The organism is Magnetococcus marinus MC-1 (assembly GCF_000014865.1).
Lineage (GTDB): Bacteria > Pseudomonadota > Magnetococcia > Magnetococcales > Magnetococcaceae > Magnetococcus > Magnetococcus marinus.
Map to the genome: position 1 here is coordinate 563,656 of NC_008576.1, position 14,715 is coordinate 578,370.

The 14,715-nt window shown below is 54.8% G+C and carries 16 protein-coding genes; 1 reads left to right on the forward strand and 15 read right to left on the reverse strand.

All coding sequences use genetic code 11. The annotated features are described in order from the left end of the window. Window positions 1–20 precede the first annotated feature (20 nt). Window positions 21–548 (forward strand): HPP family protein, encoded by a 528-nt coding sequence (locus tag MMC1_RS02410; protein WP_011712159.1) that lies wholly within the window; start codon window positions 21–23, stop codon window positions 546–548. Window positions 549–655: 107 nt separating this feature from the next. On the opposite strand, the gene ybgF is transcribed toward MMC1_RS02410, so the two are convergent. From ybgF to MMC1_RS02490, 15 genes are all read right to left on the reverse strand, one after another. Then, window positions 656–1,801: a tol-pal system protein YbgF gene (ybgF, locus tag MMC1_RS19510; protein ID WP_081436170.1), complete on the reverse strand. Its 1,146-nt coding sequence runs from the start codon at window positions 1,799–1,801 to the stop codon at window positions 656–658. Window positions 1,802–1,910: 109 nt separating this feature from the next. Then, complete coding sequence (pal, locus tag MMC1_RS19515; protein ID WP_011712161.1) at window positions 1,911–2,522, reverse strand: peptidoglycan-associated lipoprotein Pal; 612 nt, start codon at window positions 2,520–2,522, stop codon at window positions 1,911–1,913. A 166-nt stretch (window positions 2,523–2,688) separates the two neighbouring features. Continuing rightward, on the reverse strand, window positions 2,689–4,041 hold the full coding sequence (tolB, locus tag MMC1_RS02425; protein ID WP_011712162.1) for a Tol-Pal system beta propeller repeat protein TolB: 1,353 nt from the start codon (window positions 4,039–4,041) through the stop codon (window positions 2,689–2,691). Window positions 4,042–4,058: 17 nt separating this feature from the next. Then, entirely contained in the window at window positions 4,059–5,321 is a 1,263-nt protein-coding gene (locus MMC1_RS02430; RefSeq protein ID WP_011712163.1) for an energy transducer TonB, read from the reverse strand. Window positions 5,322–5,326: 5 nt separating this feature from the next. Next, the gene (tolA, locus tag MMC1_RS19520; protein WP_011712164.1) at window positions 5,327–6,334 is read right to left on the reverse strand and encodes a cell envelope integrity protein TolA; all 1,008 of its coding nucleotides are present in this window, start codon (window positions 6,332–6,334) and stop codon (window positions 5,327–5,329) included. Window positions 6,335–6,356: 22 nt separating this feature from the next. Further along, window positions 6,357–6,782 (reverse strand): protein TolR, encoded by a 426-nt coding sequence (gene tolR / locus MMC1_RS02440; RefSeq protein WP_011712165.1) that lies wholly within the window; start codon window positions 6,780–6,782, stop codon window positions 6,357–6,359. 1 nt (window position 6,783) lies between these two features. Beyond that, window positions 6,784–7,476, reverse strand: coding sequence for a protein TolQ (gene tolQ, locus MMC1_RS02445; protein WP_011712166.1), 693 nt, complete (start codon window positions 7,474–7,476; stop codon window positions 6,784–6,786). Between the two features lie 8 nt (window positions 7,477–7,484). Continuing rightward, window positions 7,485–7,880, reverse strand: coding sequence for a tol-pal system-associated acyl-CoA thioesterase (ybgC, locus tag MMC1_RS02450; protein ID WP_011712167.1), 396 nt, complete (start codon window positions 7,878–7,880; stop codon window positions 7,485–7,487). After that, the gene (ruvB, locus tag MMC1_RS02455; RefSeq protein WP_011712168.1) at window positions 7,877–8,908 is read right to left on the reverse strand and encodes a Holliday junction branch migration DNA helicase RuvB; all 1,032 of its coding nucleotides are present in this window, start codon (window positions 8,906–8,908) and stop codon (window positions 7,877–7,879) included. Before ruvB ends, ybgC begins: the two co-directional genes overlap by 4 nt. Window positions 8,909–9,440: 532 nt before the next feature. Beyond that, window positions 9,441–11,021 (reverse strand): IS66 family transposase, encoded by a 1,581-nt coding sequence (gene tnpC, locus MMC1_RS02460; RefSeq protein WP_011712020.1) that lies wholly within the window; start codon window positions 11,019–11,021, stop codon window positions 9,441–9,443. A gap of 35 nt (window positions 11,022–11,056) precedes the next feature. Further along, complete coding sequence (tnpB, locus tag MMC1_RS02465; protein ID WP_011712019.1) at window positions 11,057–11,416, reverse strand: IS66 family insertion sequence element accessory protein TnpB; 360 nt, start codon at window positions 11,414–11,416, stop codon at window positions 11,057–11,059. Continuing rightward, window positions 11,416–11,757: an IS66 family insertion sequence element accessory protein TnpA gene (tnpA, locus tag MMC1_RS02470; protein ID WP_011712018.1), complete on the reverse strand. Its 342-nt coding sequence runs from the start codon at window positions 11,755–11,757 to the stop codon at window positions 11,416–11,418. Before tnpA ends, tnpB begins: the two co-directional genes overlap by 1 nt. A gap of 847 nt (window positions 11,758–12,604) precedes the next feature. Continuing rightward, entirely contained in the window at window positions 12,605–13,219 is a 615-nt protein-coding gene (gene ruvA / locus MMC1_RS02480; protein ID WP_011712169.1) for a Holliday junction branch migration protein RuvA, read from the reverse strand. Then, a complete protein-coding gene (gene ruvC, locus MMC1_RS02485; protein ID WP_041641804.1) occupies window positions 13,216–13,740 on the reverse strand; it encodes a crossover junction endodeoxyribonuclease RuvC in 525 nt (174 codons plus the stop codon). Before ruvC ends, ruvA begins: the two co-directional genes overlap by 4 nt. Window positions 13,741–13,754: 14 nt before the next feature. Further along, window positions 13,755–14,507, reverse strand: coding sequence for a YebC/PmpR family DNA-binding transcriptional regulator (locus tag MMC1_RS02490; protein ID WP_011712171.1), 753 nt, complete (start codon window positions 14,505–14,507; stop codon window positions 13,755–13,757). Window positions 14,508–14,715 lie beyond the last annotated feature (208 nt).

A 14,715-nucleotide genomic window follows, 5' to 3' on the forward strand; every position in this document is an offset into this window, starting at 1 on the left:
CCCAACCTAAGGAAGTTGCTATGACCGGTTATCTTAAACGGTTGATCGCCCCTGCGACACCAAACGCAAAAGTTGCCGACATGTTTTGGTCTTGGCTCGGTAGCTTTTTGGGTATTGGCTTGGTCGCTTGGCTCCATGACCATCTGCTTACCCAACAAGATTTGGTTTTTATCATCGGCTCCTTTGGGGCTTCCGCAGTGTTGATCTACGGCGCCATCAGCTCCCCCTTGGCGCAGCCCCGCAACCTGCTGGGTGGTCACTTGATCTCGGCCTTGGTGGGGGTTGCTGTGTTCCAAACGATGGGTAGCCTGCCTTGGTTGGCGGCGGCGTTGGCGGTCTCTTTGGCTATTGTCGCCATGCAGTTTACCCGCACCCTGCACCCACCCGGTGGGGCCACCGCACTGATTGCGGTTATCGGCTCGCAACGCATTCACGACTTGGGTTACTGGTATGCGCTGCTGCCTGCGCTGAGTGGGGCGATTTGCCTGCTGGTGGTGGCGCTGCTGGTCAACCATCTGGCACCGGGTCGAAACTATCCCACCACCTGAGTAAAGTGGCGTCAGGCTGGCCAGAACCAACAAAGGGCTGGTGTCAAGCACCAGCCCTTTGTTGGGCACCGCTGGGGTCAAGTCGTTCCCGCTGACTTGAGATCCCCTTAGTGAATGTTCGCCTTGACCTGCTCAATGCGCTTTAAGCGCTGCATGGCCAGGGGTACCGCATTGGCATTAGGATAGTTCTGCACCAACTGCTCAAGGGCACGGCGAGCATTTTCATAATCCTCCAGCTCATAAAAGCTGAAACCAATCTTTAAGAGACTGTCGGGTACCTTGCCGCTGTTGGGCCATTTAACCAATACATTGTTAAATTCCACCAAGGCACTGCGGAAATTACGTTGCACATAGTGCATCTCCCCCAGCCAATATTGAGCATTATCCGCCAAAGGATCGCTGCCATACTGCTTTAAAAAGCCATCAAACAGCTCTTGGGCCCGGTCATATTGACCACTGGTGACATAGAGCTTGGCTTGATCGTAGGCCTCCTTGGCATTGGTGGCTTGGGGTAATACCTTGGGCGCGGGTGGCTGGGCCGCCGTCAAGGCTTGCTGCGTGTTCTGGCCCAGCATGCCCATGGTTGGCTGTCCCATGCCGGGCTGTTGTGGCAACAGGGGGGGTGGTTGCATGACTGCCCCCCCCATTCCTTGAGGTTGCAGCGTGCCGTTACCCAGGTTCGATTGGGCCATGGGCTCCATGCCGGGCTGCATAGCGGCATTGGGGTTCATGCCCGGTTGTTCCATCGTGGCTTGGGCTTGGCGCGCGCTCTCTTGATTTTGCTGCATCCCCACCAGACCCATACCGGGTTGGTTAAAGCCGACCTGAGCACCTTGTTCGGCTGGGGGTTGGGCAAAATCGACGCTGGGGGAGGATTGCATGGGCATACCGTAGGCCCGCGCAATATAGTTGCGCAATTCAGCCACATGCTGCCCCAGCTGCTGTGCACCGTGACGGGTTTGGTCCAGCTCTCCGCGCAGAGAAGTGATCTCCTGCTGCAACAGCTCCAAACGTTTGTTCTGATCGGTCAACGCCGTGCGCCGCGAAGCATCGGCAGCGGTAAGGGCATCCAGCTTGGAGTGAACCTCATCCATGGCCAGTTCCACGGGACTTTTGGCACCCTTGGTGGTGGTGGGGGCGCTGCTAAAATCTGGATTGGTTACACAGGCCGAAAGCGTCACACTGAGGGCTGTCACCCACGCCAAGCGTCGAGCGGTTGCCAATAGAGACTGGGTTTGCATCGACTTATCCATGTCGAACCTCGCACTTCTCGTTTTTAGGGTGATGACACAGGCAAACCCGACCCTATAAAACCAAGGTCGGGCCTGCCACACGCATCACCAACAGGGTTCTGCTGAAATCTTACTGGTAGACCAATACCGCACGACGGTTGCGTGCCCATGAGGTCTCGGTATGGCCGGTGTAGAGAGGGCGCTCTTTACCATAAGAGACGGTGCGCATCACCGTTGTGGGTACACCTTGGGCGTTCAGAAAGTTTTTCACCGAATCGGCCCGCTTTTGACCCAAAGCAAGGTTATATTCACGGGTACCACGCTCGTCACAGTGGCCCTCAATGCTCACCGACTGTACACCACCTTTGATGATCGCCACCGCATGCTGGGCCAGCACAGTTTGTGCCTCGTAGGTCAACGCCTCGGAGTCATAGCCAAAGAAGATCATATTCTCGGGCTGCCCCATGGGGTCTTGTGTGCCACCGGCACTGCCCGCCGCAGACTGTTCATCATAGTAGGAGCCCGATTTGTACTGGCTACCATCCATACCGGCCCCACCACCAATCTCTTCGGCCATGCCCTCGGGACGGGTAAGCGCTTGCCCCTCGTCGGTGGTGCCTTTGTACTGATCCTGCATCTGTTCTTGACGCAGATCACCGGGCTTATCTTTGGGCACCCCACCACACCCTGTCAAAATTACAGTGAGCAGTGTCGCAGTAATGAACAGACCTGTGCGTTTCATCGTCTCATTCTCCCTACGCCTGTAGGCGATTAATTTTCTTTTTCAATGGGTTGTGCGATCCATAAAAATCGCCACCCGGTTGGCCCAAGGCTAAGGCCCCCTCTTTAACAGATTTCACAGCATATTGTGTGCCGTTTTTGAGGCTTTAGATGCACACTACTCTACTTTATTTGATCACCGGCGACCAGGAGGGATCCGACGCGCTGATATCTTGTTCCAACGGTACCTCCTGCTCATTAAAGCCGGTGATGTCGATGGTAAAGAGTCGCGTGCGGCTGCTACCCTGTTGCTGACGGGAAAAGAGAATCACCCGCCCATTGGGCGACCACGTGGGGGATTCATCCATCCAGGAGTCGGTAAGCAGCTGTTCATCCCGTCCCGTTGGGTCGATCACGGCAATGCGAAACTTGCCACCCCCTCCCCGCACAAAGGCAATCTTATCCCCCCGGTTAGACCAGCTTGGTGCGGTGCTGCTTTGACCACGTTGGGTAAGACGGCGCACATCGCTGCCGTCGGCATCCATGATATAGAGCTGGGGGGTCCCGGCACGGTCCGAGGTAAAGACCATGCGCCGGCCATCCGGCGACCAAGAGGGGGAGGTATCAATGGCTGCATTATAGGTCAGGCGTTGCAGGCTCTGGTTGCGCATGTCAATCACATAGATCTCTGAGTTACCGTCTTTACTCAGGGTCAACGCCATGCGGTTGCCGTCGGGCGACCACGCCGGGGTGGAGTTTAAACCAGGATAGTTGGAGCGTTTAACCCGTTTGCCGGTGTAGAGATCCCAAAGATAGATGCGGGGTTCGCTGCTCTCGTACGAGATATAGAGCAGCTGCTCACCATTGGGAGAAAAGCGCGGGGTGAGCACCAGGTCGTTGCGACCCTTGACCTTGAGATCCATGCGGTTGGCACCATCGGCATCCATCATGGAGAGAAAGCTCTGTTTATCCCGTTTGGCAACAAAGGCGATGCGCGAGGTAAAATAGGCACGCTCACCGGTCAAGCGGGTGTAGATCTCATCGGCCACGCGGTGGGCCACATGGCGCCAATTCTCAGGCTTGGTGGTAAAACGCCAGCCTTTGCCAATCAAGGTACCACGGGAGATGTCATGCAAGAAAAAATCAACCTGAATACGGCTGCCCCGATAGGTGATGGCACCCTGTACCACGGCATCGGCCCCTACCAAGCGCCATTTGCGAAAATCGGGGCCTTGCTGCCACAATTTATCCGACGGTTGCAAAAAACCCCGTTGTTCCAGTGGCCGAAACAGGCCGCTGCCGCTTAAATCGGAGATAACCAAGCCGGTGAGTTGATGACTAAAACGGTCCCCAACCTCCACATGACCATTGAGCCCCACCGAAGCGAAGCTGGGGATGGCGATGGGCATGGGTTCCAGCCCCTGTTTTTGTACCTCAATCATCATGCCCTGGGCATGCACTGAACCACTCAGCAAGAGAAACAGGAGAGAGGCCAACAGCCGGATGCCGAGGCGATGGATTGGGGGAAAAATCATGTTCATAATCTGCACTCGCCCGTTCAGGGTTGTTCGTTATGCATGGTGATATAGATGGGACGCAGACAAAGCGTGCAACCCTCGGGGGGAGGTGGCAGTTGCGCCACGGCCTCCACCGCTTTCAATACCGTCTCATCATACCCTTCGTGACCCGATGGGCGCACGGTAGAAACCCACTCTAATGTTCCGTTCTCCAGCCATTGCACACGCAGCATCATACTGCGTCCCACATGAATATCCCCACTGGGGCGCTGCCACTGGTTGCTAATGGCGTGGCGCACATGCTGAAACCATTGGGCCACTTCACGCTGTTTTTCCACCGCCGAGCTGGGCTGTGGTGGGGGTTCATAGGGTTTATGCAAGGTCGGCTCCATCGGCTTGGCATCCTCATGCCAAGAGGGACCTAACCAATGGGGCAGAGCCGGTGTTTCAGGTGGCGAAGGTGCCGCGAGCTCGCTTGCCGCAGTTTGCTCAGCGGCCTTGCGCAATGAACCCCGTTCAAAAGTCATCACCATCGGCTGCTGACACACGGTGCAGTGAGGCGGGGGGGTGGGTAGCTGCGTAATCCCTTGCAAAGCCTGTACAATGGCAGCATCCACCGCCCCATGACCGCTGCTCTGGAGCCGCTCTAAGACCTGCAAGCCACCCTTGCCATTCCAGCCAACCCGCCACTGGCCCCACAGGGTGCGGGTATCCACCTGAGCGGGGGGTTGCCACTGCTGCTGCCACAAAGGGTAGAGCTGTGCCTGCCACGCCTGTTGTTCCGCTTGCTGTTGGGCCAACTGCTGGGGGGTCGGCTGACTTTTAAGCATCTGATCAATGGCTTGGCTAAAATCCCCCTGTGCTGGAGGTGGGGCAGAACCAGCCTTGGCCCGTGGGGGCGGTACACTCCGCGAGATTGCGCGTGGGCGGATCTGCGCCGGCTGTTGGGGTTTTGCCCCTGGAGCAAAGTTAAAGGTAATGGGCTTTAGACAAATTTGGCAACCCACCGGCGGCGCGGGTAAATTTTGGCTTTGCTCAATGGCGTGTACCACCGACTCATCAAAGGCGCGTTGCCCCGAGGCCCGCCGAATGCCATGCATGATTAAAGCGCCCGTGCTCTGCCATTGAATGCTCAACTGTACGGTTAAACCATGGCTATCAATGCCAGCCGGGGCCAGCCAGTTGGCTTCAACCTGTGCAACCAGCTCGGCTCCCCACTGTTGAATGGCTTGGCGGCTAGGGGCCGCGTGTAACAGCCCAGGCCATAACCCAAACAACAGTAAGAGCCATCCGCGCCTACGCATCGTCGCTACCGCGAGGGGGTGAAGCTGATGGTGATCTCACCCCGGCATGCGGAACAGTGGCTGGGGGGCTTGGGCAGATTGCGGGTCGCGGCAATGGCCCGTTGGACCGAATCATCATAGGGCGCAAAACCCGACGTCTGCGAAATGCTGATCAAGCTCAAGCGACCATCCACGGTAATTTTAACCGTAGCCAGACACTTCATGCTGGAAATATCCACCCCAAAGGGGGGCCGCCACGCTTTGTAGGTGGCCTCGCGTAGCGCCCCCTGCCACTTGCGGATCTCCTCAGCCTGCTGCTGCGCAAGGGCGGCTTCGCGCAATTGTTGCTGGCGAATGGCCTCCTCACGCTGCTGCTGAGCTTTGATTTCAGCCTGTTGTTTGGCAATGGCTTCGCGCATCTGCTGCGCGGCGAGCTCCTGCTTACGCTTGATTTCGGCCTGTTTGCGGGCCTCCTCTTTTTTGCGCTGCTCTTCAGCCTGCTTGCGGGCTTCCTCTTTTTTGCGTTGCTCTTCAGCCTGCTTTTTCTTGGCAGCCTCTTCTTGAAGACGTTTTTCTTCGGCCTGCTTCTTCTTAAGGGCCTCTTCCTTGGCGCGCTGCTCTTCGGCAATCTTTTTGGGATCAGGCTTGCGACGCATGGGGGTGATGTCAACCTTTTCAGCCGGTTGATCCGGCTCTTCCACAACCTTTTCCGGGGGTTTTGGGGCCGGTTGGGGCTTGGGTTCCGGGGGGGTGGGCTCTATCTCGGGCTTGGCTACCGGCTTGGACTCCACCGGTTTAGGCTCCACGGGCTTGGGTGCCACGGGCTTGGGCTCGGGGGGCTTGGGCTTTTGCAGCTGCGGAGGTTCGGGCTGGGTCGCTTTGGCTTGCGGTGCGGGCAGATCCACCAAATTAACCATCATGGCTGCTGGCGGTGGTGCCACACGGGGGGTGAGCAGCGGCAACAGCAGTGCAATCAGCACCACACCAACGTGCAGGCCCAGTGACCACCAGAGAAATTGCCGATCCGCAAACATACGAATACCAGATCCCTAATTTTTAGCTGTTGGGTTGGGTGATTAACCCAACCTGTTCAATACCCGCGGCTTTGAGCGCACCCATCACCGCCATAACGTGACCATAGGCAGCATGGGTGTCACCCCGTACAAAAATACGAATACTTGGCGTGGATTTACGCACAAAAGTGACCTTATCGGTCATCTCCGATAAACTCATGCGCTCCCCTTCGATAGAGGCGCTGCCATCGGGGCTAACGCTGATGGTGAGGGGCTCTACTTGGGCGGTGATGGCGTCACTCTGCACATGGGGCAGCTCCACCTCTATACCATGGGTGAGCAAAGGTGCCGTTACCATGAAGATAATCAGCAACACCAACATGATATCCACCAGCGGCGTGACGTTGATATCGCTCATCGCCTGAAAACGGTGGACCCCACCATTACCCATGCCTGCATTCATACCCATCTTATTGTCCCCGGCGGCGGCTGGCGGAGCGGCGCTCCAGAATATTGAGGAACTCGGCACCAAAATTATCCATTTTGGCGTGTAAACGGCGCATTTCTGACGAATATTTGTTATAGGCAATCACCGATGGAATGGCGGCTACCAGCCCCATGGCGGTGGCAATCAGCGCCTCGGCAATACCAGGAGCCACCATGGTCAGGGTGCTGGCTTTGGCCCCGGTGAGTCCTAAAAAGGCGTTCATGATGCCCCAAACCGTGCCAAACAGCCCCACAAAGGGGCTGGTAGAGCCCACCGTGGCGAGGAAAGTAAGACCCTTTTCCAGGTTTTCCAGCTCTCGGTTAAGGGCCACCGTCATGGCGCGGCGCACGTTGGTGACCAGATCACCGCCGTCCCCTTCCGAGGTAGGTTCATTGCTCTCCCAGCGTTTCCATTCGCGAAAACCGGCTGAAAACATCACCACCATGGGGCTATCGGGCCACTCTTTGGTGGCACTTTGAAATAGGCTGGCGACACTGCCACCACTCCAAAAGCGCTCTTCAAAGGCTTCGGCATCCTGGGTGATACGGCGGTAGCGGCGCCATTTGTCAAAAATAATGGCCCAGGAAACCACCGAGGCCGCCAACAGGGCGAGCATCACCAGCTGGACCAAGGGTCCGGCCTGAGTAATGAGGTCAAAAACGCTATGCTTAGTCATGATAGCCTCTATTGTGGCAATCGTTGCAGTAAAACAGCCGGCAGGCGCACGGGGCGCAATCCCTCATCCAGACATGCCACGCGGGCAGAGGCACGAATAAGGGGAGTGTTCTGGCGGGCAATCTCCTGGGTAAATTCAAGACTGGCGGGCCGGCGTCGGAGTTCTGACACGGAAACCGTCAAAAGATCGTCAAGCAGCGCCGGTTTTTGGAAGGCGATCTCCATATGCGTCACCGCAAAACGTAGTCCGGTCTGCTCTGCCAGCGTTGCTTGCTCGATGCCCAGGCTGCGCAGCCAGTCGGTGCGGCAGCGCTCCATAAAGTTAAGATAGCGGCTATGGTAGACCACTCCGCCCGCATCGGTATCTTCATAATAGACACGTATGTCTTGTGAAAACAGGTTCATAGCAGCGTACCCTGTTGCACGGGTCGCGGCGCTGTGCGGCCCATGGCTGTGTAGCTGGCGTGGGTGGCTTTGCGACCCCTGGGGGTGCGGTCCAGCATACCCTGTAGGATCAGGTAAGGCTCGATGACATCCTCAATGGTGGAGCGCTCCTCACCAATGGCCGCCGCCAAGGTATCCAGCCCCACCGGGCCACCCGCAAACTTATCCAACAAGGCTTTAAGCAAGCGATGGTCCATATTGTCCAAGCCATTACGATCGACCTCCAAAGCCAGCAAGGCACGGTCGGCAAGATCTTTATCAATGTAGCCAGGTCCGGCCACTTGGGCAAAGTCACGCACCCGGCGCAGCAGGCGATTGGCAATACGCGGGGTGCCACGGGAGCGGCGGGCGATCTCAAAGGCACCATCCGCTGAAATGTCGATGCCCATGATCGAGGCAGAGCGGGTGACAATCTGTTGGAGTTCATCGGGTTCATAAAACTGCATGCGGGCTAGGATGCCAAAGCGGTCGCGTAGGGGGCTGGTGAGCATGCCTGCGCGGGTGGTGGCACCCACCAGGGTAAAGCGGGGCAGGTCGATCTTGACAGAGCGGGCCGAGGGCCCTTCGCCAATCATAAGATCGAGCTGAAAATCCTCCATGGCGGGGTAGAGGATCTCCTCCACGGCGGGGCTGAGGCGGTGGATCTCATCCACAAACAGCACATCTCCGGGATTAAGGTTGGTGAGCAGGGCGGCCAGATCCCCCGCTTTATCAATCACCGGTCCTGAGGTTGAGCGCAACCCCACGCCCATCTCCCAGGCGATAATCTGGGCCATAGTGGTTTTACCCAAACCGGGGGGGCCGTGCAGCAGAATATGGTCAATGGCTTCGGCACGCTGTTTGGCGGCGTGTAGAAAGACGGTGAGGTTTGCCTTGAGCGGCTTTTGACCGACAAACTCTTTGAGGTATTTGGGGCGCAGACCATTCTCCTGGAACGGTTCGCCAAGCTCAGGATCTCCCGAAATCATACGGGAAGCCATCTCTTCCATGGGCACGCCCTCCATGGCGTGGTACGACGGGGGGTGCATACCCCCATTGGACTCTACAACCCCACACTCTACTGGGGATAAGCTGAGAGGGGAAGGGATGGCATGGCCGGTTAACGGGACTTGGTTGAAATAGAATTGAAAAGAAAGCAGGGGCGTATCGCAAACTTTACGCAAAACCAGTAGTAAAAATAACAAAAATATAAAACAAATGTTAAATAATATTTAAAACATGATTTAAATACGATAAAATAAGAAAATAATTGATAAATATGTAGTGATAACATATAAGATGTTTCTGTAATGAGTCACTTTGTGGATACAAATAGGAGTCCTGGAATGGAAAATTTGCCCAAGCACCGTGTCGACGTTGTACAAGTCGCTGAGAAAGCATTTTTGCACTCAGCAAAAGAGCTAAAAGTTGATGTTACAGCTGCCATGCTGCGGTTATTAATGAAGTCTATCGCATTTTCCGATGTGCAAGCTAAGGTAGACATCACACTGCAAAACGTAAGCGCCCATTTATCCCCATCAACTACCCTGCCGGTTCAGCAGCAGATTTCAAATTCCACGGGAGCAACAAGTCGAACTCATCCACGGTTTGCGCTGTGGCGAGGCCCTCAAAGACCTTTGTGAGATAGACGAAGGGCTCCCAACCATTGGCTTTGGCCGTTTCAATCAAACTGTAGAGGTTTGCCGAGGCCTTTGCACCTCGAACAGAGTTGCTGAAGAGCCAATTTTTCCTGCCAATCACAAAGGGGCGAATGGCGTTCTCGGCTCTGTTGTTGTCAATTTCCAGGCGTCCATCATCAAGATATCGAATCAGAGAGGACCACTGATTGGTCAGATATCCCATCGCTTCGCCGAGTTTGCTTTTCGGTAACACCCCTGCTCGATTATCTTCCAGCCAGGTTTTCAACTCATCGATAATGGGGCGGGAACGCTCCTGGCGCACCTTGTAACGTCGCTCTGGAGTAGCCTCTTCCTCACGCAGATCCTTTTCCACAGCGTACAGTTTCCGGATCAGCGACAGTGCCTGCCCAGCCTTGCCTATCTTGCCTTTTTTGGATTTTCCCAACGCTTTGATCGCCTCGTCGAATTGACGACGGGCATGCGCAAAACACCCCATCAGGATCACATCTTCCTGCGCACCCACACCCAGATAACCTGCATACCCATCCGTTTGCAACCAGCCTTTATAGCCCGCCAACAGCCGTTTCGGAACCTCGGCACCGCGTGTGGGATCGTAATCAAACAAAATCACCGGACTACCCGGGGGACCACCTCGCTGTACCCACATATAGGAGTTGCTGGCTGCAACTTTATCTTTTTCCTTAAGCACTTGAATCGTAGTTTCATCCATCTGCAGGATATCGTAATCCAGCATCTTGTCCCGCATCAGATTGATCAACGGCTGCACCAGTTGGCCGCACTGGATCATCCAATTGGCCAGCGTGGTTCGACAGACATCAATCCCTGCACGGGTCAGAATGGCGCCCTGTCGATAGAGCGGTAACCCATCGGCATACTTGGATACCGCCACATGGGCCAATAGAGCAGCTGTAGCCAACGCCTTGGGAATGGGACGTTTGGGTGTAGGGGCCGTCTTCACGCCCTGTTTGCAATGAGGACAGCCATATTTGATCTGGATGTGCCGCAATACCTGCACCTTGGCCGGAATAATATCCAGTTGCTCGCTGGTCTCACGGCCAATCTCGACCAAATGGTGACCATCCAGGCCACAAACCAATGCCGACTCAGGCAACTCATGAATGATATCCACCCGGGGTAGCCACTCTGGCAATGGCTTGCGCCCTTTGGACTTCACTTTGCGGCTATGGGCAGGAACCTGGATCTCTTCGGCATCCTCTTCAGGTTCCTCGGCAGCCGTCACTTCTGCCTCATCGAACAGACCCAACTGACGGGGATCGCTCTTCTCACTGGAACGCCCAAACCGCTTGGCAATGAGAATATTCAGCTTCTCCCTCAGAAGCTGGGCTTCATGCTCCATACGCTTGCTTTTGTCCTGTAAAAGGACATTTTCAGCCTGCAAGGAAAGTATTATTTCCCGCAAAGCGGCAGGGTCATCAGGGAGTGTCTTTGGTAGCGTTTTCATAGCCGAAATTATACCAAAAAAACCGCCTTAACACTCTATACAATCGAAGAAAAATGCAGTTTATTGTGACCCTTCATTGCCGCCAGGTTGTAGCCATCAAGTAGCCAATTCAGCTGCCGCCCCGTGATTTGGATTTCTGCGGCACCTCCCTGGCGCAACCAGTGAAATCGGTCCTTTTCCAGCCGCTTTTGCCACAGGCAGAAGCCATTACGTTCCCAGTAAAGGATTTTCACCTTGTCCAATGATCGATTGCGAAACACGAACAGAGCCTCATCAAAGGGATTCAACTCCAGTTCTGCCTCCACCAATGCAGCCAGTCCGTTGATCCCCTTCCTGAAATCCACCGGCTCCAAACAAAGATGGACGACAGAAATATCCGGCGATGGGCGCATCATCACAAGGCTGCCACAGATCGCAGGACAGAGAGCAAGCTCTCGCCACCATTCCCTGACCACTCCACCGTCATACCATTTGGGAACTGAATCCGGCAGACCCCTGCTGAAGACTTTGAACTCAATTCCAATCGCTGAAAACGTCGCTTGCCTGATCCTGACTCTTCCAGAAAACCCATTTGCGTCAGCTTGCGCTTCCAAAAATACAACGATGGAAGGCTCAGCTTATGGACTTCAGCGTACTCCTTAATGGTGCCGACCTCAGAACGACAACTGCGTAAATGATCCAGCCAGTACCGCTGCTTCTCACTCAGCACAGACGCCTCAATTGATTTGTCTTCCATGTTCGCCTCCTAAAATTTTGAATTTCAGAAAGCGTGACATACCTTCAGATCAAACTGAACCCTGGGGATAAATGGGCGCTTACTGCAAAACAGCTCGGGGAAATGGCGCACCAAATTAATGCGAAATCACCGGGATGGGGTTAAATCGATGGCCCGCAAATTTGCAGGCAGTCTTGTCATGTTGGGTAGTGCGGAGCATGACATGCACATTGCTCAATGTATCGATAATTGGAGGGATGATCCAAAGGTAAAAAAGGGTTTGCAAATTTATCACCCAGAAACCTACCCCTTCTGCCCACGACATCAAGAATCCGTCAATCCCTAGATTTTTTGCCCACTCATGAGACGAATGACAAGCCGAGTTGCAACAGGGTGGTGACTTGCGCTTGTAGGGTTTCCGTATAAGTAGAGATAAACGGGATGTTCTGAAATTGTACGGAGAGGTACAATGATAAATGGTACAGCAGAAGATGAAAAAGAAGCATTCAAGCTTATGGTTGATACGGTAAAGACCATGCTCACGCTTGCAAGTGTCATGATCTCTGGACTCATTGCACTTATAGGTTTAGTCAGCAGAGCGGGTGGAGCAGCAGGCATCAATGCTATTAACTTTTGCTCTGTAAGTGCGTTAATACTGTCTGTAATCACAATAGGGTCCATGCTATGGACGCTGTGGGTATCCATCGCTTCAGCACACCGAGGTCAGTTTAATGTATGGTTAGATTGTCATAGGTACCCATTCATGGTTTCCTTAGTGTTATTTCTGGTGTCGGTTATATTAACAGCGATCTATATAGCCACAATAGACCTTTCTCCCCTGTCTAATGGTTGCTAGTCACGGAAAAACTCAAGCTGGAGCCAGCAGTTTAAGGGCGCCCTTGAGGGCGACGGAGATGTCGGTAATCTCCCCGGCACTAAACAGCTTGGCCAAGGCCGCATCCACTTGAGGGGGTTTATAGCCCAAGTTAAGCAGGGCCGAGGCAACCTCTTCGCGCAGACCCGCCGGGTTGGCTGCCATGGTGGCTGCACCAATGGCCGTGGTAGGGGCCGCCATGGGTAGCGCACCCAGCTTGTCTTTGAGCTCCATCGCCATGCGTTGCGCGGTCTTTTTGCCTACGCCGGGTATGGTGCAGAGCAGGGTAAGATCTTCACGGGAAAGGGCGGTAAGCAGGGCTTCGGGGGTGTGGCTAGAGAGAGCCGCCAAGGCGAGCTTGGTGCCAATCCCATTCACACTGGTGAGTAAATTAAACACCTTGCGCTGGGATTCACTATGAAAACCATAGAGTAAAAAGGCATCTTCCCGCACATGGGTCACGGTGTAAAGCAGACAAGCTTCCCCAACGGTAGGCAACTCATTATAGGTGGCCAGAGAGATAAACACCCGGTAGCCCACCCCATGCACATCCATCACCACATGGTCGGGATGTTTGGCCGCTAATGAACCTTTAAGTTGGGCAATCATGCACGCCCCCCCCGCTGTAGACCAAGGATCGCCGCTGGCAGCGTCTGCTGATGCCATTGCCGTTGGTTAAGGTGGCACATGGCAATGGCAAGACCATCGGCGGCATCCTGCGCCGGCTTTTTATCCAGATTAAGCAGCATGCGCATCATCTCCTGCATCTGGTTTTTCTCGGCCCGGCCATAACCCACCACCGCTTTTTTGACCTGCATGGCGGTATACTCCGCAATGGGCAGACCCATCTGCGCACCGGCCACAATGGCGGCCCCCCGCGCATGGCCAAGCTTGAGCGCGCTCTGTACGTTTTGCGAAACGAACACCTCCTCCACCGCCATTTCATGGGGTTGCAGGCGCTGGATAAGGCTGACCAACTGGGCGTGGATTTGATGCAGGCGCATGGGTAAGGGCTCCTTGCCATCAAGGCGGATGGTGCCATACTCCACCACCTGCTGACGCTGGCCTAAGCCATCAATGACGCCCCATCCGGTGACATTACTGCCTGGGTCAATACCAATGACACGGATGGGGCTTGCGGAGCTCATGCGGAGAGTGTCTCCATAATCTCATCGGATATGTCAAAGTTGGCGTAGATGTTTTGCACATCTTCATTCTCTTCCAACTTTTCATAAAGTTTCAGCATGGTGCTGGCCTGTTGCTCATCTAATTGCTGGAGGTTTTGCGGGCGCATGACCACTTCGGCCTCGCTGGGGGTGGCAAAGCCAGCAGTCGCTAGGGCTTCCAACACATCCGAGAAATCGTTGGGGTCAGTGAGGACCTCAAAACTATCCCCTTCATGGACCACATCTTCAGCTCCAGCTTCTAACGCCGCTTCGATTATGGCATCTTCGTTGATACCCTCGGCATCAAACATAATTTGGCCTTTTTTATCAAACATAAAGGCCACACAGCCATGGGTGCCCATGTTGCCGCCATATTTATTGAAGATGTGGCGTACATCGGCAACCGTGCGGTTATTGTTATCGGTTAGACAATCCACAATAATGGCAACACCGCCTGGGCCGTACCCTTCAAAACGGACCTCTTCATAATTGACGCCCTCTAACTCACCTGTGCCCCGCTTGATGGCCTTGTCCATGGTATCTTTGGGTAGGTTTTGGGCCCGTGCCGCCGTGATGGCACTGCGCAGCCGGGGGTTGGTAGCGGCATCCCCGCCGCCCATGCGGGCTGAAACGGTAATCTCTTTGATCAAGCGGGTAAAAATTTTACCGCGCTTAGCGTCTTGGGCGCCTTTACGGTGTTTGATATTGGCCCATTTACTATGCCCTGCCATGGTCCTCTCCCTGCGTATGAAAAGCAAAACGCAGGGTGGTCGCCTGCGTGTCTGATATAGAGTTAATCACCCATAATAACCATTTAGCCCCCACGCGTAAAGCCCAAGCAAGTATAGAGGGCGCGCAGGGTAGCTAGGGCTAAGGGGCTGGTGATGGAGGTTTTAAGATAAGCATGGGTGAAAAGGGGTTTAGGCAAACCGGTGGGGA